A 20,491-nucleotide genomic window follows, 5' to 3' on the forward strand; every position below is an offset into this window, starting at 1 on the left:
GTTTAGGTATGGATCTTAGTCTTTAAAATCATAAAGTAATGCTGTTAAAAATCAAGATAAACGGGGATAACAATGAATAAATTAAGTGCTTATGGCGTAGTCATAATCATGGCTTGTATAGCCATACTAATTTTTGTTTTAGATATATTTGTACAGGTTGGTGCAGGTGAACGAGGTGTACTCATGACCTGGGGTGCTGTACAACCGGGCGTACTTAATCCCGGGCTGCATATTAAGATGCCGATAGCGCAACGAGTTGTTAAACTAAATGTGCAAGTTCAGAATTCACAAGCCGCAGAGACATCAGCCAGTCTGGATTTACAAGATGTAACAACGACCGTCGCTACGAACTGGCATATCTTACCCGCTGATGCAGAGTGGGTTTACCAGAATGTAGGTAATGAAGATGCATTAATTGCCAAAATTATCAAACCAACCATCAGCAATTCCGTTAAAGCCGTTACCGCTTTGTACAATGCTGAAGATTTAATTATTCACCGAGATAAAGTTCGTGGTCAGATCGAAGATCAAATTATGAGCTCGTTGAAGCAGTATAGAATCGTAGTGGACTCTGCAAATATTATCGATTTCAAATTTAGTCCACAATTCGCGCAAGCAATTGAGCAGAAACAAGTTGCACAGCAACATGCCCAACAGGCGCAATATGATTTACAAAAAGCACAAGTTGTTGCTGAACAGCGGGTAGTTGAAGCCGAGGCGCAATCCAAGGCACAAAAACTACTACAATCGACCATTACTCCCGAGATTATTCAACAGCAGGCGGTCGCTAAATGGAACGGTGTTTTACCACAAGTGGTGGGTGGCAATGGCGTCATTCCAATGATAGGTTCAATAAGCACCATGTCCTCGGGTAACAAGTAGAATAAGACACCAATCAATCTGCCACTTCCACCTTCAACCATACTCCGCGCTGACTTTGCTGTGACTCGCTGCCAGTACCTAATAATTGGCCAGTTGACTGGGTATTATTACTGTCAGTACCGCCGATTTGTACCCACTCGCCCAGTCTGGTTTGTACGGTGGTAGTGAGGCGCTGGACGTTGCGGTTACCATATTGCCCAGCCTGCACACTGGTTTGTTGCGGACTGATGTCCAAGGTGACACGCTCGCCGGTTAAGCGTGGCGTGGCATAGAAGCCTGAGCCCAGGTCTTGATAAACGGTGGCAGTAGAAACGATGGCGCCATTCACGCCATACTGAATACTTTGCATCACCATAGGCACTGACACGCCCGCATTAATATATGCCGCCCCACCATCGATGACACGCACCATCTGGTCTGCAGCTTCTTGGCTATTGTGCTGACTGTTTTGCACATCCAGATTGACGCCACCATCACTTAACCGTGCGCTTGGGCGTTGGTGGTTGGGTACGGTGACGCTAACACCACCCACGCCGACCCGCCCATTAACATTGATGCCACGATTTTGCTGCTGCTGATCCATATGCTGGCGCACATAAATCACCAATTGGCGTGGCGCCTGATCGATACGCGCCAATACTGCTTTAATTTGCGCACGATTTTTAGCCGATGCACGCAAGATCAGCTGATCGTCCATACCCGTCAACGTGCCACCCGGCTCCAGCAAGGGCTGCAATACCGGCAACACTTCGTTGATACTGCGGTTCTGCAATTGCAGCACTTCGATTTCATCGGCATGCGCCAGACTCACGCTTATCAGCAAAACCAGCAATAATAATTTCATTGGTTTAAGGACTCTTTTTCCATGAGCAAATAAGTGTTGTAAGCATTTGCCCGATTCGCCTGCACAAATGCTGGCATGCTGGCATATTTTTTCCAGTCCGTTTTAGCATAAGCCTCGTCGAACGGCACTAAATCCGCTACTGCCTGCCCCATTGTTTTACGTAAATATTCCAGATATTCACGCGTAAATTTCAAATCACGGGAAGATTTAAGCGATGCAGTACCATGTCCAGGTATCATTACTCTGGGTTTAAGAACAATAAGCTTATTCAATGAACCTAACCATAATTTACTATCCGCGTCCCCCACAAACGGAATGCGCCCACGGAACACGACATCACCCGTATACAACACGCCATCTTCCTGCACCAGCATTGCCATATCCTCCGCACTATGCGCAGGACCAACATAACGCAATTTGAAATGCACGCCTCCCAGTTTAAAATCCGTATCACCGTCTAGCCATTTATCAGCAGGCAACAGCTTGGTTTGCTCATCAACCCAAGGGAATAAAGTCACACGACGCTGTGCCAAACGTTCAGCCGCCGCATCGGTATCTATCGCACCCTGACCATTCTTGTGTGCCCAACTTTCAGCACCCAAGGCCTTAAATACCTGTAAACCGTAATAATGGTCGGCATGATAATGACTGATAATGACGTACTTAATCGGCAACGGCGTTATTTTATGAATTTGTCTGACCAGTTCTGCTGCCAATGAAGGTGTACCCAGCGTATCAAATACCACTACACCGGCTGGCGTCACCACAAATCCAGCATTTGACATATAACCTTGATTCTCTGACGACGCGGCGCCAGCCATGCCCTGAACATAATAACTGTGCTTGCCAACTTTGATGGGGGTCATGTGCACACTCACTGCAGCGTAATCCTCAGCCTGCGCAAAACTCACCCACATAAGCAATAAAACCAAGATCAATTTATACATCATCACCCTCCTATTTGTTATAGCAGTCTCATAGTACCGCGACAATGGGTGCCTGAATATGGTATCTTCACACCAACTGACATTACTAACTTCGAACACGCATTATGCAATTTATCAAGAAAAACTGGATCGCTTTCTTATTAGCTTTTATTTTCCCTATCGTTCTCATCATTTGGTGGTGGGGCGGATTCAGCCACGCGACAATTACCGAAACCGAAAGTGAACCGCTGTATTATGCCTATACTGAATATTATGGTGATTATGGCAATCTGGGTGACACCCAACAGAAAGTGTACTCCGCCCTAATCGCACAAAATATCAAACCTGGCAAATTTCTCACCATACTCTATGCTGATCCACGCACCACCAAAAAGCATGATCAACATGCGCGTGTAGGTTATTTATTACCCATGAATACCGTAGTCAGACAACCCTTACTCACTGACACGCTGCCACGCCGTCAGGTACTGCGTGCCAGCGCCAAGGCAAGCCTGATGTTAGCCCCCAGCATCGCTTATCAGGGACTGCACGATTACCTCAAGCCTCTCGGCAAAGACATCCAAATGCCCAGTGTGGAGATTTACACAGCCGGAACCAGCATCAATGAGATGGGCACTTTAACCGTGGACATCCCTTACTAACTCAATACTATGACTGCAATCCTCGCCGCGATTTTACTTGAACACTTTCGCCCCTTGCAGTCATCCTGGACACGCTGGCTGACACGCCCGCTCCAGACGCTGGCACATCTCCTCAACGCGGGCACCCACCAGCATGGTGTGATTGCCTGGTTAGTTGCTGTATTACCGTTATTAACCATCACCAGCCTGATATTTTTCACATTGACCTCCATCAGTGCCTGGCTGGGCTGGCTCTGGCAAATTGCCGTACTTTACAGCTGCATACGCTTCAAATCGGTCACGACACCAGCATCCACTATTGCTCAGGCACTTAATCACAACGACCTCCCAAAAGCGCAAACGCAATACTCAGTTAACCATCATGAGATACCCGAGACGACTCACGGACTTGCCCGCGTGACCATAGAATGCTTATTCAGTGATGCATTGCACTATTTATTTGGCATATTGTTCTGGTTTATTCTGCTGGCGCCACTGGGACCTGTAGGCGCACTGTTATATCGCCTTAGCCATCATCTTGCACACACCTGGCAACCCAACCAAATGGGTGAATTCGCGCAATTCTCTCAACGTGTCAGCCAGGTATTAGATGCCCTGCCCGCTCGCCTGACAGCGCTTACCTTTGCCATTGCAGGCGATTTTGAAGATGCAGTTTATTGCTGGCGCAGCCAGGCTGCAGACTGGGCTAATCACGGCATAGGCATTGTGCTCGCCAGTGCGGCCGGCGCCATGGAAATTAAGCTCGGCGGCAAAATACAGCACCAGCAGGGTGAAACCTGGCGCCCCGAATTAGGTCTGGGCAAGCCTCCCGAAGCAACAGATATCAATAGCGCTATCAGTCTTGTCTGGCGGGCACTGACCATATGGCTGTTACTGCTGTTTTTCTTTGCACTAGCCAAACTGGCACACTGAACATGCTCAATCTGATTTGGGCAGGATTTTTTTTAGTTGCGTTTGTTTTTGCCAGTGTCAATTGGTTAATCTATGGTCAAGCTGACAGCTACGCCCTTATCATGCAGGCGGTGTTTACTGCCGCAAAGAATGCAGTCGAAATTTCGCTAGGCTTAATCGGCATCATGGCGCTATGGTTAGGCATCATGCGCGTAGGCGAAAAGGCCGGATTTTTACAAAGCCTGACCTGGCTGATGACGCCGCTTTTCCGCCGCCTGTTTCCAGATGTCCCTGCCCACCATCCTGCGCTAGGCGCGATCACCATGAATATGGCAGCCAATATGCTGGGGCTGGACAACGCCGCTACACCCATGGGAATTAAAGCCATGCAGGAACTGCAAACACTGAATCCTGACAAAAAAACCGCTTCCGATGCACAGATACTATTTCTGGTCATCAACGCCTCATCAGTCACTCTGCTCCCCGTCACCATTTTCACCTACCGTGCGCAAGCAGGTGCGCATGACCCGACCGATGTGTTCATCCCCATCCTCATCGCTACCTATTGCTCAACCATGGCTGGGTTATTGGCAACCGCTTTTTTCCAGCGTATTAACTTATGGGATAAAGTCGTACTGGCTTATTTAGGTGCAATTAGTGCACTGGTGTTCGGACTGGTTGCTTATTTTGCCCAGTTACCAACAACAGAAATGCTACGACAATCCAGCCTGATCAGTAATCTGCTGTTATTCAGTTTAATCATCAGCTTCATCGCAGGTGCAGCATTTAAACGTGTCAATGCCTACGAGGCTTTTGTCGAAGGCGCGAAAGACGGTTTTCATACTGCTGTCACCATCATCCCTTACCTTGTCGCCATGCTGGTTGCGATTGCCGTGTTTCGTGCCAGTGGCGCATTGGAGTTAGTCATGCAAGGCTTACGCCACACCGTTCTCTGGCTGGGCTGGGATGCGCGCTTTGTCGATGCACTGCCGACCGCATTAATGAAGCCATTATCAGGCAGCGGCTCACGCGCAATGATGATAGATACCATGCATACCTTCGGTGCCGACTCTTTTGCAGGCAGACTGGCGTCCGTCATCCAGGGCAGCACAGAAACCACGTTCTATGTAGTCGCAGTTTATTTTGGCGCTGTCGGCATACAGCGCGTGCGTCATGCCGTCGCTTGTGGTCTAATCGCTGACTTAGGCGGATTAATTGCCGCAATTGCTATTACCTATTTATTTTTTGGTGCACTAAGCTAAACACCCGCTGTTAATTATGAATGAATATACCACCCTCGCTGCCGTAGATCTTGGTTCCAACAGTTTCAAACTCCAGGTTGCACGCGTTGTTGATGACCAAATTTACCCGCTGGACGTACTCAAAGAACCTGTACGTCTGACTGCAGGCATAGGCGCAGACAAGTTACTGGACGACGCCTCACAGGCTCGTGGCTTGGCCTGTCTGGCTCGATTTAGCGAAAGATTACGCGACTTACCGCAAGGCGCAGTTCGTTGTGTGGGCACCAGCGCCTTACGTGTCGCCGAAAACACTGATGCATTTCTGCAACAGGCAGAAGCTATCCTTGGCTATCCAATAGAAATTATTGCCGGCCGTGAAGAAGCACGTCTGGTCTATATCGGTGTAGCACATAGCCTGCCTGCTGCCGATCATCCACGCATGATTATTGATATTGGTGGCGGCTCGACTGAATGCGTCATTGGCGTAGGCATGAATCCGCAGTTGATGGAAAGCCTGCATCTCGGCTGCGTCAACTTTACCCAGCGTTTTTTCATAGACGGCAAAATCAGCAAAAAAAACATGGATCTTGCCATCCTCACTGCTCGCACCGAAGCCCAGACCATAGCCGCAAATTACACAGGGAAATGGCATGAAGCCGTTGGCTCCAGTGGCACGGCACGGGTCATCAGTGATGTATTAGTTCAAAATGGCTGGGCAGAACAAGGGATTAGCAGCGAGGGCTTGGCTAAACTTTGTGAGCACATGATCATGGTCGGCGACCTTGCCAAAATTGAACTCGCGGGGATGAAGTCCGATCGCAAACCAGTTTTTGCAGGTGGCGTTGCGGTCATGGCGGGCATATTCGCCGAATTCGGCATTACCCAAATGACCATCGCAGATGGTGCATTGCGTGAAGGCGTACTATACGATTTGCTGGGACGATTCCACCATAAAGACATGCGCGCGGCGACCGTCACCCAATTCATGCGCCGCTATCATGTTGATAGCAAACAGGCACGGCGTGTGAGTGACTTTGCCACCCAGCTATTTAATCAGATTGCGCCCCAGCTCACTGATGCCGAAGCACTGAAACCTTATCTGATCTGGGCGGCACAACTGCATGAAATCGGCATTTCCATAGCCCATGCCGGCTATCATAAACATGGTGCTTATATACTCGCCAACGCCGACATGCCAGGATTTTCGCAAAAGGATCAGGCACGTATTGCGCTGCTGGTACGTGCTCAACGTGGCGGAATGGATAAACTGACACCCAGCCTGCCTGATACACTCAAACCACTAGTACTAATTTTACGTTTGGCTATTTTGTGTTACCGCAGTCGTGCCAATCTGAGTTTGAGTGAACTGGCACTAAAGCTCAACGACAATAGCGCACAACTCACGCTTACCCACAACTGGCTTAACAGCAATCCACTGACTGCAGCCGCACTCACCGATGAAAGTCGAAGCTGGAAACAAATAGGCTATAAATTCACTATCAACGCTATCTAAACATCACTATGAATACGACCAATCAAAAAATCAAAGTCTGGGATTTGCCCACGCGTTTATTTCACTGGAGTCTGGTACTCTGCTTTGCCGTCTCATGGGGAAGTGTCGAACTTTTTGACGACGCCATGCAAATCCATTTTTACGCGGGTTATACCCTGCTCACACTGCTCATATTCCGTGTACTTTGGGGATTCGTTGGTGGCAGCACAGCACGATTCAGCCATTTCTGGTCCGGAGTACACGCCACTAAAGCTTATGCACGTACATTACTCAAGCCCCGTCCCAATGACAATATAGGCCATAATCCAGTCGGTGGCTGGGCGGTTATTATCATGCTCACATTACTGGCAGCACAGATGATCACCGGACTGTTTTCCAATAATGATTTACTGGATAGTGGCCCACTCGCGCACTACATCAGCGGGGACTTGAGCGATACGATCAGCGGCATTCATGGCACCATATTTAATTTCCTGATCACTATTGTCGGCCTGCATATTGCAGCTGTATTTTTCTATCGTTTCTACAAACACAGCAACCTGATTATCGCCATGATCACAGGTTACAAAACCTTACCCAACACCCTCAACACCAGCGGCCTGTATTTCGTCAGCAATTTCCGCGCCATACTGGTGTTAGCCATTGCCGCAGCCTGTGTTGCCGCGCTGGTCATTTACAGCTAAACAATATGGCACTCAAATCCACCATTTTCAAAGCTGCGCTGCAAATCTCCAATATGGATCAGCATTATTATCAGGATCACGCGTTGACACTTGCCCGCCATCCATCCGAAACCGATGAACGCATGATGATGCGCCTGCTGGCTTTTGCACTTCATGCCAATGATGCGCTCAGTTTTGCCAATGGTATCTGTGTAGAAGATGAGCCAGACTTATGGCACAAAGATTTAACGGGGGCGATTGCCACCTGGATCAATGTCGGCTTACCCGACGAAAAACTGGTGCGTCGCGCCTGTGGTCGAGCAGATCAGGTTTATATCTACAATTATGGCGGACGCACTGCTGATATGTGGTGGGAACAAGCCAGCAGCAAACTGAACAAGCTCGATAATTTAACTGTTTACAGCCTGCCGCCAGAAACCACACGCGCACTCGCCAAGCTGGCTGAACGCAACATGCAGCTGACATTTACCATGCAAGAAGCGCAAATATGGTTAAGCAATCAGGCGGAAACTGTAGAGGTAGAGTTAGTTGCGGTTAAAGCGTAGTAGCTTATTGTGCCAACAGCTTAACCACATTTTTGATTTGAGCTGTTTGGTCAACGGGGTGATCATCAAACTTATCAACCACCGCTGACACCAGCAAAGACACCACGGTAGCAAAAACAAAAACGACAATATTGCGGGTCATACCGTGATTAATGTCGTTTTCGTCGAGATAGCGTTTAATCCAGAATGCCGCCGCAAAAAACGCGATGGTTGAGAGCAACAGGCTCAGCATTACGATTTAACGTGGAATGCCACGGAATTGTTGGTGACAGGCTTTACAGCTATCTTCTACTGCTGCGTAATCATGTTTAATCTTACTAAAATCACCTGTTTTTGCCGTGCTGACTAGCACCGTACTCGCATCCATAAAATGCTGTTGCGCCTGTTTGAATTCTACAGGTTTATCCCACACATCAGGCTTGGCACGAGTCGGGGCGTAATTACTATCCGGGGTAAAATAATGCCAGGGTTGGCTGCTTAAGGCTTGTAGCGCTTCAGCATATTTCAAAAACTCAGCGGCATTGTAAGGGTTACGTTCACGCACCATCAACCCCATAGGTTCGAAAGAGCGTAGCATTTCTTTAAAAACCGCTTTACGTTTAGTAACAGGCTGGCCTTTATGGGTATCCTCATTGCTGCTACATGAGGCTAATGCAAAACAAGCCAATAATATTACGGATAATTTAATCATCATTCTTTCTCTCACAAACACAGATAGGATAGTGCCACTTTGCCACTGACAGCATCCTGAAACCAAAACGCGAATTCTTGTTCAATAACACGTTACAATCAACCAACCGAAGTTTATCACCTTGTCGAATACGTAATGGATTACACACCAGAATATTTAGAGCGCGCATTAAAACGCATGATGCAAGAGCCTGCGAATGATCAGCACGCCTTGATGTGGCGGCTATTCTTTCTGCTCCGCCCCAAAAACTGCAGAGATATTACCTCAGCCACTCAAAAATTAGCAGATTTATTAGGATTAATTGAACGCAATCCAGACTATGCGACTGCATTACGCACGCATTTATTCAGCCTGATTAATCAAAAACAGATCAGTGAACTGTTGATGTCCGCGGATATTTTACCTACTCACAGTTTTGCAGGTGAATTTTCACGACGCCTACAGTTCAAACTGCTACCGCCGCTTCCCCTGACCCACTCCCTCCGCGACTGGCTCGATAATACGCTGCGCGAGGATGACAGCGTATGGATAGGCGGTATTGATCCCAGCTTGTGGCAACGTTTATTTATTACACTTAAGACTGACGTACCGGCAGCGGACTTTGACCAGCTCAACATTAACTTTCGCGAAGCCATTAATGGATTATCGCACCGTATTGCTGCGGCAGGATTAGAACAAGAGTTGCTCGCTCGGGAACCTGAACTTAGCCAGCATGCATCGCCTTTTTTAGCGCAGCATGAGGAAATTGCCACCCGAATACTCGGTAACACAGACCAATTACCGGATATCGCACAAGCACAAGTGCTGATAGAACAATGCCAGGAAGTATTAAACCGCATTGCCCGCAATGTTGCACACCAAGGTACCAGTATTGAACTCACCCATTTGCGAGTGCGTTTAGAGCAGCAACTGGCTCGCCTCGATTTATTATTACGCATACTCAGTACCGACGGATTAGCACAGCTGGATTTGATCATCAGCTTATTCGTGACGATTAGTGACAGTACAAGAGAACGTTACAGTATAAGAAGGCTGTTACGTGACACCACGCAACAACTGGCTTACCAAATCACTCAACACGCAGGTCACACAGGTGAGCATTATGTGGCAGAAGACCGCTCCGCATTATTCAGCATGTTCTACTCCGCCTCGGGTGCCGGTATTATTATTGCTGTGATGGCGCTACTCAAAATCTTCATTGCCAAGTCACACTTTCTCCCCTTGCAAGAAGCGGCGCTGGTCAGCCTGAATTATGCATTCGGTTTTGTACTGGTCTATATGTTGGGGTTAACGATAGCGACCAAACAGCCAGCGATGACCGCCAGCTGGATGGCGCAAACACTCACTCAGCTACGCACCGAAGCCAGCCAGTTCAAGGCGCTGCAAACATTTATTCAACAGGTATTCAAAAGCCAGTTGATGGCGATTCTGGGTAACCTGATTTTTGCATTTTTAACTGCATTTGCCATCATGGCTGTCGCAGATCACTTCTGGCACTGGAAGCCAATTGGCACAGATAAAGCCCAGATTTTATTGAACGAAGTATCGCTGTTAGCACCAATGAACTGGTTCTATGCTGCAGTTGCTGCCGTTGGGCTTTTTCTTTCTGGTGTGGTCAGCGGTTATTACGATAACAAAAGTATCCATGAAAAAATCCCGCAACGTCTGGCATTACTGACTTGGCCCACACACATTATCGGCGCCCATCTCTGGCGCTGGATAACGCGATATGTTGAACATAATCTAGGCGCATTAGCGGGTAATTTTTTCTTTGGCTTATATCTGGGATTAGTCGCCGCATTTGGTAGCTTATCCGGCCTGCCACTGGATATACGCCATATTGCTTTTGGGGCTGCCAATCTTGCTTACGCACTATTCACCCTGGGCTGGCAAGCAGGTTGGGTAAACATTACGCTAGGTTCTCTGGGTGTATTAGCCATCGGCTTTATCAATCTTACCGTCAGCTTTTCCCTCGCATTTTATCTGGCACTCAGAGCCTCTAAAATGTCCAGGCAAGATGCACGCCGCTGGCTAATTCAAGTCGTTAGTGATTTATTAACGGCCCCCTGGCGATTTATAGCCAAGCTATTTAGATCTTGAAATTAGTGCAAATAGCCTTAAATTCACATGGCTTAATGTACAATATCGCTTATATATATTTTCAGGAGTTTTATCATGGCTATCTATGCATATAAATGTGCCGACTGTGGTTTTGAACAAGATGTTATGCAAAAAATGTCTGATGCTGAATTAACCACTTGTCCACAATGCAGCAAGGAAACTTTCAGCAAACAAATCACTGCTGCAGGCTTCCAGCTCAAAGGTGGCGGTTATTATGTAACCGATTTCAAAAACGGCAGTCCGAAGCCGGAAGCAGCGCCATCTCCAGCATGTGGCACGGGCGCATGCCCGGCGTGTGTGTAAACCGTCACCCTTTATGAAACGCTACTTCATTACCGGTCTACTGATTTGGGTGCCGCTGGGCATCACCATTTGGGCACTTAATCTCATCATATCCTCACTGGATCAGAGTTTATTATTGCTTCCTATGGAGTGGCGTCCTGAAGCCTGGCTGGGACATAGAATCCCCGGATTAGGTGTCATACTCACGCTGGCAGTCATCGGTTTGAGTGGCGTCGTAGCCACCAACATTGTGGGTCAGCGCCTGCTAGCATACTGGGAAAATTTACTGTCACGCATTCCTATCGTCAAGTCAATTTACTCCAGCGTAAAGCAGGTGTCAGACACATTATTCTCGGGCAATGGCGAAGCGTTTCGTAAAGTACTGATGGTGCGTTATCCGCATCCTCAGGCCTGGTCAATTGCATTCCAGACCAATTTACCTAAAGAGCTACTTCAGCATTTATCTGAAGAGCACGTTGCGGTATTTATTCCGACCACACCTAGTCCAGTAAATGGATTTTATTTTTTCGTCAAGAAAAGTGAAACTGTAGAACTCAACATCAGCGTAGACACCGCATTGAAATACATCGTATCCATGGGTGTGGCAAGCGCATCCGAAAAACTTATTCCTTCTTCACATACTTAAAAAATCATTATGCGTACTCATTACTGTGGCGCGGTTAACCGCGCACATCTAGATCAAACTGTTACCATCACTGGCTGGGCGCACCGTCGCCGCGATCACGGCGGTGTTATTTTCATCGACTTGCGTGACCGTGAAGGCATGGTGCAAGTGGTGTGCAATCCTGAACAAGCGGAAACATTCAAAGTAGCGGAAGAAATCCGCAGCGAATACGTCCTCAAAATCACTGGTCTGGTTCGCGCCCGTCCTGAAGGCACGGTCAATACCAATCTGGCCACTGGCGAAATCGAAATCGTCGCCGCCGACATTGAAGTGCTTAACGCCTCCGCCACCCCGCCATTCCAGCTGGATGACGAAAACCTGTCCGAAAACGTGCGCTTGACCCACCGCTATCTGGATCTACGTCGCCCTGCCATGCAAGCCAATATGCGCCTGCGTTACCGCGTTGCCAAGACCCTGCGTGATCATCTCGATGCCAATGGCTTCATGGAAATTGAAACTCCGATGTTAACCCGCTCCACACCGGAAGGTGCGCGTGACTATCTGGTGCCATCACGCGTGCATTCAGGTATGTTCTATGCGTTGCCACAATCACCGCAGCTGTTCAAACAATTGCTGATGGTGTCTGGCTTTGATCGTTATTTCCAGATTACCAAATGTTTCCGTGACGAAGATTTACGCGCAGATCGCCAGCCTGAATTCACTCAGGTCGATATCGAAACCTCATTCATGAACGAAGACGAAATCATGGATCTGGTTGAAGACATGATACGCAAAATGTTCAAACTGGTAATGGATGTGGATCTGGTCAGCCCGTTCCCTCGCATGCCTTACTCAGAAGCGATGAACCGCTATGGTTCAGACAAACCTGACATGCGCATTGCACTGGAACTCATCGACCTTACCGATTTGATGAAAACAGTCGACTTCAAAGTATTCCGCGGCGCTGCCGACATGGAAGGTGGCCGAGTTGCCGCGATGAACGTACCGAACGGCGCCAGCTTGTCACGTAAAGAAATCGACGACTATACCGATTTCGTCAAAATTTACGGCGCTAAAGGTCTGGCATACATCAAGGTTAACGATGCCAGCCAGGTTACTGAGCCAGGTTTGCAATCACCTATCGTTAAATTCCTGCCTGAAGCAGCTTTGGCAGAAATCATCAAACGCACTGGCGCAAAAAATGGCGACTTGATTTTCTTCGGCGCCGACAAAGCCAAAGTCGTCAACGACGCATTAGGTGCACTACGCCTCAAAGTCGGTCACGCTCACGGTCATGCAGTCAACGAATGGCGTCCATTGTGGGTGGTCGACTTCCCCATGTTCGAATACAACGAGGACGAAAAACGCTGGGATGCGCTGCATCATCCGTTCACCGCGCCAAAAATCGGACACGAAGAACTGCTCACCAGCAACCCGGGCGCAGCATTATCCCGCGCCTACGACATGGTATTAAACGGCTGGGAAGTCGGCGGCGGTTCAGTCCGTATCCACCAGCAAGCAGTGCAAGACGTAGTCTTCCGCGCCCTCGGTATCAGCGCAGAACAAGCCCAGGAAAAATTCGGTTTCCTGCTAGACGCACTCCAGTTCGGCGCACCACCGCACGGCGGTCTGGCATTTGGTCTGGACAGGCTAGTCGCACTGATGGCAGGCGCAGAATCCATCCGTGATGTGATTGCATTCCCTAAAACTCAGCGTGCTAACGACCTGATGACACAAGCGCCTAATAATGTAGATGAAAAACAACTGCGTGAATTGCATATCCGTTTGCGAAATTTGGAAGTGAATAAGGCTTAATGATTAGAGATACCCTGATGTCGTTATTTCCATCGACATTTAGGGTGTGTTGTTATTTTTTCTTATTAAAATACAATTAATTGCATTATTAACTCCAGAATATACACCTTGAAGATGCTTTTTATGGCATTTTTTAGGGTGTCTACTTTACGTTATGCGGCAAAGGCTGACCCGTGCAATTTGAACTGAGTCACGACAAACGGAACATCTCAGACGACGACCTGTTGGCTGATCTTCAGCGCGTTGCGTCCGAGCAATCGGAGCAACAAGTGAAGCAACGCACCTACAAAGATTTCGGAAAGTATGGCGTAACGACGGTCATTCGGCGCTTTGGCTCCTGGAACGGTGCTGTGAAAGCAGCAGGGTTGGAAACTCCGATAGAGCGGAACATCCCGGACGAGCAGTTGTTTTCTACCCTCTATGATTTGTGGCTTACCCTTGGTCGGCAGCCCAGTTACTCGGAAGTACAAAAGCCTTCATGCAAATTCCATGTCGCCACCTACGAACGGCGTTTTGGTTCTTGGAGGCAAGCCCTTGAGGTGTTCGTTGCCTATGCCAATTCCGAAGACATGGCCGGGCCAGAAGCTTCCGAGTTCTCTGGAGTGGCTTCCCGTCGAACGTCTCGGTCTCCCGACCTGCGGCTTCGTTTCAAGGTGCTCCAACGTGACCGCTTCGGTTGTTGCGCGTGTGGTGCATCGCCATCAGTTACACCGGGTGTCGTGCTTGAGGTCGATCACATCAAACCGTGGTCAAAAGGTGGTGAGACCGTCATCGAAAACCTTCAAACACTGTGTCTTGCTTGCAATCAGGGGAAAACCAACCTCCATGAAACGTAAGCCACATAACACTGCGCTCCAAGGGACGCACTACATGCCGCTTCGCGACATTCCGTGCGCCCTGCGCTTCGACGTTAGACCGCTAAAGGAGTTCCGCATGAACACTGCACGCAATCTAGTAACGGCCACAATTATCGCCGCAGGTCTTCTTGTCTTTTCTGAAGCGAACGCACAGCTTCTTCGATCTGATGAGTTGGTTTGCAGCGGAATAGTTACGTATGGCAAAAATACCTTCTCGGATCAAATCGTATTGCGGTTTTCGAACAATGACGTTGCAGTGAGTGGCGAGGCAGGAATGACAAGCACGTTCGAGGGCTTGCTGCGATACAAAATTTGTTCCGAAAGCGAGAACGAAGCCGATTTTGAATACACAACATCAAATAAGTGCGGCAGCAAGGCAACGCGCAGCGGACATTTGAGCAAAGTTGTCGGAAGCCTTCGCCTCACACGATCAGACAGAGGAGAACCGTTCATTGGTGAGTACAAGTGCAAACCCGCACAGCGCGTTCTCAAGTAACGCGGTCTAACCTTACGGTCAATGAAGCTCGGGGTCAAGTCTAGATTCGTTAGGATGTGTTTATATTTATTGGAATACAATGCGTTATATTACTAGTTCCAGAATAGAAATCTTGAAGGTAGTTTTAATGGTATTTTTTGGGGTGGTTTTTTATGTTGAACTTTAAGTTACCACGAGGATAGCGATGAAAAGACTATTTGTTGCTGGCTTTCTGTTTTTACTCTCATTAAGCGCATTTGCAGATATTGACACAACCGTATTACATGAACTAAGTGTAAAAATGGTTGTTCAAGCTACAAAGATAGCGTCCGCATTTACTGAGAATAAGATGCGAACTGACGACGGTGTTTATCAAGACATTTGGTTAGAAGAGTTTAATATTAGTGATTCTCTCGAGATTGTTGTCAATACGGTAGAACTATATAAAGGTTTGAGTAGTAAAAGCAAGGACTCTTTAGTCATTCATGCGTTAGATAATTTAATGCTCACTAATGAATCATGCAAAATAAATCTAGTGAACTTAACTAACTCAAGAGATAGCATTCATAATATTCATTTAAAAAACGAAGTCGCTAAACAGTCTGACTATGCTAACCAAGCTTGTGATGGTATTGAAAAAATGCAGAAGGTTTTTTTAAAGACGCTGAATTGAAACTAAACGAAGCTCGGGGTCAGGTCTAGATTCGAAGCGCAGTGTCAGGCCTTACATTCCACACATAAATTTTAACTATAAATTCAATTAGTTATATACTAGCTTTGAAAAAATCAGATTTGCAGCATTTCTGTGAATCAAAACTCCGTATGCAATCGTAAAGCCACCATATCCACAGGGCCGCGGTCGGCGTTGTAGGCGGGGTTGCGGATGTGTTGCCAGTCTGCGGTCAGACTCAGCAGTTTTGCTACTTGCCAGCTATAAAAACTCTCCAATATCAGCTCAGGCTGATAGTTCAATGCACCATCGCCAATAAAAAATCCCAAGCCACCCGCAGCGAGATAATCACGGTGCGCTTTTGACAGTTCATTCCGAGCAAATGCAATGCCCAGCGTATCTTGCGCGCGTCCCCAGGCGGCACCTTTGAGCAGCGTGCCCGCAGACACAGACTGGTCTATTTCGGTAAATGCGTAGGTTTCGGTTTGACCATCACCCCAGCCTGCGCGGGCGAATACGCCAATGTTATCGCTGATGGACTGCTCTGCATTCAGGCCAAAACCGTATTTGATCTGCTCGCCGTGACGCACGGCACTCAGTTCTGGTGTGGTGCTGGTAGCTGCTGCTAAATTCAGGGCATCATCATAACGCGCCATGATTGCGCGGTTACGGAATGCCAACACGCGTATCTTACCTGGCTGATTGGCAATGACATGTCCATGTTCGATTTCGATCTGGTCGCCAAAGTGGGTGAAGATTGCGCTGTCCAGGCTGGTCTGATTCGGCTGGTTAGGCTGGATAAAGCGCCCTGCACGTAATGCCCAGTTGTCGCGATACCACTCGACCGCTGTTCCCCATGAGTAACCCCGCGCATCGGCTGCATAATCATAGGAGCCTTGGTTCATGATAGACCAATTCATAAACTGGGTGCGCGGATCGTGACTGTAGGCGTTATTGTCAAAAATATCGCTCACAGCCAGATTGCCTATGGTCCAGACAACACGGCGTTTATCAACCATACCAGCCAATTGATTCATGTCGGAATCCTGTTGCTCGCTACCACCACCCAAACCCCAGGTCTGCCGCAAAAATAGTCGCGCCTTGTAAAGCGCTAACCGAGGTCCCGAAGTACGCGCCATTTCACCATTGGTAAAACCAGCCAGACCAGTCAAGTTTGACAGCGGCACACCTTGAGACAATTCAGGATTGAAGTAAATCTCACCCCCTGCCCAAGGCCGAAAGCCAAATGCGGCGGTGGTGGTAAAGGAATAGCTTTTTTCGTGCGCCGTGATCAGGCTGTTGGCACCTGAATAGGCCGCTGGAAACGCATCTTTGACTTGCCAGACGTAGGTGGACTGGAATTTAAGGTTGTACTCTTCGGTGTCAGCATGGCTGTACGTTGTTGCCAGCGCTAATGCGCCTGAAAGTAGCAAGACCCTGATATCAAAAGACGGCATACAACTCCACATAGCGACTTAAACTTCAAAGTCTTGGATTGTAACAAACCGCCAAATTGAATTTATGAAAGTTTAATGAAAATCAGGCAAATCCGCAGAATACATCGCGCATCAAGCTGATTAAACGCAAGGTGCGGGTATCGCCGACGCGATAATAAACTTTATTTGCATCTTTACGAGTGCGCAAAACGCCTTTGTCACGCAAGATAGCCAGATGTTGGGAGATATTACTTTGCGATGTGCCCACATGGTCGACTATATCTTGCACACTAACTTCTTTATCACCTAGCACACATAAAATTTTCAACCGCAGAGGATGCGACATCGCTTTCATGGCACGTGAGGCTTGCTCAATGTGCTCATCTTTGTCGATCAAATCAATATGTTCTAAATTTAGGTTATTGGTTGGCATCGCGTAGTAAATAAGTATATAACCTAATCATTATAATCCAACATGACACAAAATATACTAAATCCGCGTGGTAAAATAAATATAAATTAAATTTCACTCTGCATGAAGAAAGAATCGCCCGTGACTCCTGCATTATTGATCATACTAGATGGCTTCGGCTGCCGTAAATGCAACACTGACAATGCCATCGCGCAAGCAACCAAACCCAATTGGGATAAGTACTGGCAGCAATATCCACACACGCTCATTCAGGCTTCTGAATCTGCTGTTGGCTTGCCATCAGGGCAAATGGGCAACTCGGAAGTCGGGCATCTGAATATTGGTGCAGGACGCGTTGTTTATCAGGAATTCACCCGTATTGATCTGGCAATTAAAGGCACCTCGTTCTTTACCAACCCTGCGCTCAAACGTGCAGTTGATCTGGCGCTGGAAAATGACCGTGCCCTGCATATTCTGGGTCTGCTATCAGATGGCGGCGTACACAGTCATGAACGACATATCCACGCGATGCTGGCGATGGCTGCGCATGCGGGGCTCAAAAAAATCTATGTCCACGCATTTCTGGATGGCCGCGATACCGCGCCTAAGAGCGCTGAACTCTATCTCAAAAATCTACAAGCCAAAATAGACGAACTTGGCGCCGGTCACATCGCCTCTATCATCGGTCGTTACTACGCCATGGACAGGGACAATCGCTGGGCGCGAGTACAAACAGCATATGATTTAATCACTCAGGGCAAAGCTGATTTCAGCGCAACTGATGCACTAGACGGACTAGCGCAAGCTTACGCACGTGGCGAAACCGACGAGTTTGTCAAAGCCACCAGCATCGTTCCCGCAGGCACGCAGCCAGTGCGCGTTGAGGACGGTGACAGCATCGTATTCATGAACTTCCGTTCAGACCGTGCAAGACAGATCTCGCGCCCATTCATCGAACCTGATTTCAACGAATTTGAACGCCCCTATGCACCGAAAATTGCTGACTTTTGCACACTGACCGGTTATAGCGATGATTTCAATGTATCGGTTGCGTTCCCACCAGAAAAAATCCGCAACGGTTTTGGTGAACATATCGCACAACTTGGCTTGAAGCAATTACGCATCGCCGAAACCGAAAAATATCCACACGTAACTTTTTTCTTTAACGGTGGCGAAGAGCTGGTTTACGAAGGTGAAGAACGCATTATGGTGCCATCACCCGATGTGGCCACCTACGACATGAAGCCAGAAATGAGCGCGTTTGAACTCACAGACAAATTGGTTGATGCCATTGAGAGCAAGCGTTTCGACGCCATTATCTGCAATTACGCCAATGCTGACATGGTTGGACACACTGGTAATCTGGAAGCCGCCATCAAGGCCATCGAGGCCATTGATGTCTGCCTGGGTCGGGTTATTCCTGCGATGCTCGCCACAGGCGGTGAAGTCCTGATTACCGCAGATCACGGCAATGCTGAATTGATGCTCGATGAAGTGACTCGCCAGGCCTACACTGCGCATACTACCAATCTTGTGCCTTTGCTTTATATTGGCAATCGCCCGGCACAGTTACTCAATGCTGGCGCACTGGAAGACGTCAGCCCGACTTTGCTCAACATCATGGGCGTCAAACAACCAGAAGAAATGACGGGCAAATCGCTCATCGAATACGAGTGAAATTCAGTCAGTTTATTTTCACCAGCATGTGCGTTTTAAGCATCAGCGCGCATGCTGTTGATGCGCCCGACATTGCTGGCATTCATGCCAAAATAGAACAGTTACGCCAACAAAATCACGAAGCTGAAACCAATCGCAACCAGGCAAGCGATGCGCTGCAACAATCCGAACGCAGCATTAGCGATGCCAATCGCAGCCTCTATGAATTAGAACAACAGAATACCGATATCGAACAAACCCTCGCACAACTTCACAATCAGGGGGACTCAGCACGTTCTGCAATTACACGGCAACAAAATGCACTGATGCAACTCATACGCCAGCAGTATTTATCAGGCCAGAGTGATGCTACTAAACTACTGCTAAACGGCAGCAATCCCAATCAGACCACACGTAATTTAACCTATTTAAGCTACATCACTCGCGCACGCAACCAGTTGATCAGCAGCTTGCAACAGAATGTGACACAACTCGACCAGCTCGCTATTGAGCAACAATCTCAACAGGCACAACTGGACAAAATTCGTGAACAACGCGAACAACAGCGCAAAATACTTGAATTAGAACGCAATAAAAAACAACAAATTGTTAAACAACTGGGTTCGCAAATCCAGCAACAACGCCAGCAAATCGCCACCTTGGAGCAAGATGAAAAACGCATGACCAAACTCATGCAAGACCTTGCCATTGCGCGCAAAAAAGCTGAAGCCGCAGCTGCCGCGCGTGCCGCTAAAGAAGCCAGAGAAGCTGCCAGAGTTGCCAAGCAATCCAGAAAATCGACCACCAACACGCTGCCCCCACCCACACCGATTAAGCAGCCTTACACCCCGAATATTGGTCTGGGGCAACTAAAAGGTCGCCTCATCATGCCAACCCATGGGGAACTAATCCATCGTTTTGGTACTCCACGTGAACAGGGCGCAAGTTTATGGAAAGGCTTATTTATTAAGGCTGCTTCCGGGCAGCCTGTGTATGCGGTTGCTGCTGGTCAAGTCGTGTTTGCAGACTGGATGCGCGGCTTTGGCAATCTGATTATTATTGATCATGGTGGCGGCTATATGAGTCTATACAGTAATAATGAAACCCTGTATAAACAGACTGGTGCAACGATTAAAGCAGGCGAAACGATCGCCAGCGTTGGCAATACTGGTGGCAGTAACGAAACAGGTTTATATTTTGAACTTCGCTATCAAAGTCAGGCGTTTGACCCCAGTCCATGGATAGCAAAATAAACACTACAAAG

General features: G+C 48.0%; 22 protein-coding genes. 16 read left to right on the top strand and 6 right to left on the bottom strand.

What is annotated here, in order from left to right:
* The first annotated feature begins 72 nt into the window (after nt 1-72).
* Nucleotides 73-882, top strand: coding sequence for a prohibitin family protein (locus SFSGTM_RS12555; RefSeq protein ID WP_162085449.1), 810 nt, complete (start codon nt 73-75; stop codon nt 880-882).
* A gap of 13 nt (nt 883-895) precedes the next feature.
* Here SFSGTM_RS12555 and SFSGTM_RS12560 read toward each other — a convergent pair whose 3' ends face one another.
* Both SFSGTM_RS12560 and SFSGTM_RS12565 read right to left on the bottom strand, forming a co-directional pair.
* Entirely contained in the window at nt 896-1,726 is an 831-nt protein-coding gene (locus tag SFSGTM_RS12560) for a secretin GspD/PilQ domain-containing protein (protein WP_162085450.1), read from the bottom strand.
* The gene (locus tag SFSGTM_RS12565) at nt 1,723-2,676 is read right to left on the bottom strand and encodes an MBL fold metallo-hydrolase (RefSeq protein ID WP_162085451.1); all 954 of its coding nucleotides are present in this window, start codon (nt 2,674-2,676) and stop codon (nt 1,723-1,725) included. Before SFSGTM_RS12565 ends, SFSGTM_RS12560 begins: the two co-directional genes overlap by 4 nt.
* A 101-nt stretch (nt 2,677-2,777) precedes the next feature.
* On the opposite strand from SFSGTM_RS12565, the gene SFSGTM_RS12570 reads away from it, so the two are divergent.
* Genes SFSGTM_RS12570 through SFSGTM_RS12595 form a run of 6 tightly spaced genes read left to right on the top strand, consistent with a single transcriptional unit; the run spans nt 2,778 to nt 8,187 of the window.
* Nucleotides 2,778-3,314, top strand: a complete 537-nt coding sequence (locus SFSGTM_RS12570) for a hypothetical protein (RefSeq protein WP_162085452.1) — start codon at nt 2,778-2,780, stop codon at nt 3,312-3,314.
* A 9-nt stretch (nt 3,315-3,323) separates the two neighbouring features.
* Nucleotides 3,324-4,226 (top strand): regulatory signaling modulator protein AmpE, encoded by a 903-nt coding sequence (ampE, locus tag SFSGTM_RS12575; RefSeq protein ID WP_162085453.1) that lies wholly within the window; start codon nt 3,324-3,326, stop codon nt 4,224-4,226.
* 2 nt (nt 4,227-4,228) lie between these two features.
* Nucleotides 4,229-5,467, top strand: a complete 1,239-nt coding sequence (locus SFSGTM_RS12580) for a nucleoside recognition domain-containing protein (protein WP_162085454.1) — start codon at nt 4,229-4,231, stop codon at nt 5,465-5,467.
* 16 nt (nt 5,468-5,483) lie between these two features.
* Nucleotides 5,484-6,959 (top strand): exopolyphosphatase, encoded by a 1,476-nt coding sequence (gene ppx / locus SFSGTM_RS12585; RefSeq protein WP_162085455.1) that lies wholly within the window; start codon nt 5,484-5,486, stop codon nt 6,957-6,959.
* A gap of 8 nt (nt 6,960-6,967) precedes the next feature.
* Nucleotides 6,968-7,642 (top strand): cytochrome b/b6 domain-containing protein, encoded by a 675-nt coding sequence (locus tag SFSGTM_RS12590; RefSeq protein WP_162085456.1) that lies wholly within the window; start codon nt 6,968-6,970, stop codon nt 7,640-7,642.
* Between the two features lie 5 nt (nt 7,643-7,647).
* The gene (locus tag SFSGTM_RS12595; protein ID WP_162085457.1) at nt 7,648-8,187 is read left to right on the top strand and encodes a YaeQ family protein; all 540 of its coding nucleotides are present in this window, start codon (nt 7,648-7,650) and stop codon (nt 8,185-8,187) included.
* 4 nt (nt 8,188-8,191) lie between these two features.
* Here the strand turns inward: SFSGTM_RS12595 and SFSGTM_RS12600 are convergent, their stop codons facing one another.
* Nucleotides 8,192-8,419 (bottom strand): hypothetical protein, encoded by a 228-nt coding sequence (locus tag SFSGTM_RS12600; protein ID WP_162085458.1) that lies wholly within the window; start codon nt 8,417-8,419, stop codon nt 8,192-8,194.
* 6 nt (nt 8,420-8,425) lie between these two features.
* Nucleotides 8,426-8,881, bottom strand: coding sequence for a c-type cytochrome (locus SFSGTM_RS12605; protein ID WP_162085459.1), 456 nt, complete (start codon nt 8,879-8,881; stop codon nt 8,426-8,428).
* A gap of 132 nt (nt 8,882-9,013) precedes the next feature.
* Here SFSGTM_RS12605 and SFSGTM_RS12610 point away from each other — a divergent pair, with 132 nt between their 5' ends.
* The 7 genes from SFSGTM_RS12610 to SFSGTM_RS12640 all read left to right on the top strand — a co-directional run bounded on the left by SFSGTM_RS12610 (nt 9,014) and on the right by SFSGTM_RS12640 (nt 15,726).
* Complete coding sequence (locus SFSGTM_RS12610) at nt 9,014-10,978, top strand: site-specific recombinase (protein WP_162085460.1); 1,965 nt, start codon at nt 9,014-9,016, stop codon at nt 10,976-10,978.
* Between the two features lie 75 nt (nt 10,979-11,053).
* Nucleotides 11,054-11,302, top strand: a complete 249-nt coding sequence (locus SFSGTM_RS12615) for an FmdB family zinc ribbon protein (protein WP_162085461.1) — start codon at nt 11,054-11,056, stop codon at nt 11,300-11,302.
* A 13-nt stretch (nt 11,303-11,315) separates the two neighbouring features.
* On the top strand, nt 11,316-11,927 hold the full coding sequence (locus SFSGTM_RS12620) for a DUF502 domain-containing protein (RefSeq protein ID WP_162085462.1): 612 nt from the start codon (nt 11,316-11,318) through the stop codon (nt 11,925-11,927).
* A 9-nt stretch (nt 11,928-11,936) separates the two neighbouring features.
* Entirely contained in the window at nt 11,937-13,721 is a 1,785-nt protein-coding gene (aspS, locus tag SFSGTM_RS12625) for an aspartate--tRNA ligase (protein ID WP_174237417.1), read from the top strand.
* A gap of 173 nt (nt 13,722-13,894) precedes the next feature.
* Nucleotides 13,895-14,557, top strand: coding sequence for a homing endonuclease associated repeat-containing protein (locus SFSGTM_RS17070; protein WP_198420561.1), 663 nt, complete (start codon nt 13,895-13,897; stop codon nt 14,555-14,557).
* A gap of 97 nt (nt 14,558-14,654) precedes the next feature.
* Complete coding sequence (locus SFSGTM_RS12635; protein ID WP_162085463.1) at nt 14,655-15,074, top strand: hypothetical protein; 420 nt, start codon at nt 14,655-14,657, stop codon at nt 15,072-15,074.
* Nucleotides 15,075-15,258: 184 nt separating this feature from the next.
* A complete protein-coding gene (locus tag SFSGTM_RS12640) occupies nt 15,259-15,726 on the top strand; it encodes a hypothetical protein (RefSeq protein ID WP_162085464.1) in 468 nt (155 codons plus the stop codon).
* Nucleotides 15,727-15,863: 137 nt separating this feature from the next.
* Here SFSGTM_RS12640 and SFSGTM_RS12645 read toward each other — a convergent pair whose 3' ends face one another.
* Entirely contained in the window at nt 15,864-17,180 is a 1,317-nt protein-coding gene (locus SFSGTM_RS12645) for a carbohydrate porin (protein ID WP_162085465.1), read from the bottom strand.
* An 82-nt stretch (nt 17,181-17,262) separates the two neighbouring features.
* Nucleotides 17,263-17,592, bottom strand: a complete 330-nt coding sequence (locus SFSGTM_RS12650; RefSeq protein WP_162085466.1) for an ArsR/SmtB family transcription factor — start codon at nt 17,590-17,592, stop codon at nt 17,263-17,265.
* Nucleotides 17,593-17,694: 102 nt separating this feature from the next.
* Between SFSGTM_RS12650 and gpmI the strand changes: the two genes are divergently transcribed.
* Both gpmI and SFSGTM_RS12660 read left to right on the top strand, forming a co-directional pair.
* On the top strand, nt 17,695-19,248 hold the full coding sequence (gene gpmI / locus SFSGTM_RS12655) for a 2,3-bisphosphoglycerate-independent phosphoglycerate mutase (protein ID WP_162085467.1): 1,554 nt from the start codon (nt 17,695-17,697) through the stop codon (nt 19,246-19,248).
* A 26-nt stretch (nt 19,249-19,274) separates the two neighbouring features.
* On the top strand, nt 19,275-20,480 hold the full coding sequence (locus SFSGTM_RS12660; protein ID WP_162085468.1) for a murein hydrolase activator EnvC family protein: 1,206 nt from the start codon (nt 19,275-19,277) through the stop codon (nt 20,478-20,480).
* Nucleotides 20,481-20,491 lie beyond the last annotated feature (11 nt).

This window comes from Sulfuriferula nivalis (genome assembly GCF_009937995.1).
GTDB lineage: Bacteria > Pseudomonadota > Gammaproteobacteria > Burkholderiales > Sulfuriferulaceae > Sulfuriferula > Sulfuriferula nivalis.

Coding starts and splice junctions, on each gene's coding strand:
- SFSGTM_RS12650 (WP_162085466.1), bottom strand. CDS start 17,592: ATGCCAACCAATAACCTAAATTTAGAACATATTGATTTGATCGACAAA.
- SFSGTM_RS12595 (WP_162085457.1), top strand. CDS start 7,648: ATGGCACTCAAATCCACCATTTTCAAAGCTGCGCTGCAAATCTCCAAT.
- SFSGTM_RS12610 (WP_162085460.1), top strand. CDS start 9,014: ATGGATTACACACCAGAATATTTAGAGCGCGCATTAAAACGCATGATG.
- SFSGTM_RS12555 (WP_162085449.1), top strand. CDS start 73: ATGAATAAATTAAGTGCTTATGGCGTAGTCATAATCATGGCTTGTATA.
- SFSGTM_RS12580 (WP_162085454.1), top strand. CDS start 4,229: ATGCTCAATCTGATTTGGGCAGGATTTTTTTTAGTTGCGTTTGTTTTT.
- ppx (WP_162085455.1), top strand. CDS start 5,484: ATGAATGAATATACCACCCTCGCTGCCGTAGATCTTGGTTCCAACAGT.
- SFSGTM_RS12645 (WP_162085465.1), bottom strand. CDS start 17,180: ATGCCGTCTTTTGATATCAGGGTCTTGCTACTTTCAGGCGCATTAGCG.
- SFSGTM_RS12620 (WP_162085462.1), top strand. CDS start 11,316: ATGAAACGCTACTTCATTACCGGTCTACTGATTTGGGTGCCGCTGGGC.
- ampE (WP_162085453.1), top strand. CDS start 3,324: ATGACTGCAATCCTCGCCGCGATTTTACTTGAACACTTTCGCCCCTTG.
- gpmI (WP_162085467.1), top strand. CDS start 17,695: ATGAAGAAAGAATCGCCCGTGACTCCTGCATTATTGATCATACTAGAT.
- SFSGTM_RS12560 (WP_162085450.1), bottom strand. CDS start 1,726: ATGAAATTATTATTGCTGGTTTTGCTGATAAGCGTGAGTCTGGCGCAT.
- SFSGTM_RS12565 (WP_162085451.1), bottom strand. CDS start 2,676: ATGATGTATAAATTGATCTTGGTTTTATTGCTTATGTGGGTGAGTTTT.
- SFSGTM_RS12590 (WP_162085456.1), top strand. CDS start 6,968: ATGAATACGACCAATCAAAAAATCAAAGTCTGGGATTTGCCCACGCGT.
- SFSGTM_RS12605 (WP_162085459.1), bottom strand. CDS start 8,881: ATGATGATTAAATTATCCGTAATATTATTGGCTTGTTTTGCATTAGCC.
- SFSGTM_RS12615 (WP_162085461.1), top strand. CDS start 11,054: ATGGCTATCTATGCATATAAATGTGCCGACTGTGGTTTTGAACAAGAT.
- SFSGTM_RS12600 (WP_162085458.1), bottom strand. CDS start 8,419: ATGCTGAGCCTGTTGCTCTCAACCATCGCGTTTTTTGCGGCGGCATTC.
- aspS (WP_174237417.1), top strand. CDS start 11,937: ATGCGTACTCATTACTGTGGCGCGGTTAACCGCGCACATCTAGATCAA.
- SFSGTM_RS12635 (WP_162085463.1), top strand. CDS start 14,655: ATGAACACTGCACGCAATCTAGTAACGGCCACAATTATCGCCGCAGGT.
- SFSGTM_RS12660 (WP_162085468.1), top strand. CDS start 19,275: ATGTGCGTTTTAAGCATCAGCGCGCATGCTGTTGATGCGCCCGACATT.
- SFSGTM_RS12570 (WP_162085452.1), top strand. CDS start 2,778: ATGCAATTTATCAAGAAAAACTGGATCGCTTTCTTATTAGCTTTTATT.
- SFSGTM_RS12640 (WP_162085464.1), top strand. CDS start 15,259: ATGAAAAGACTATTTGTTGCTGGCTTTCTGTTTTTACTCTCATTAAGC.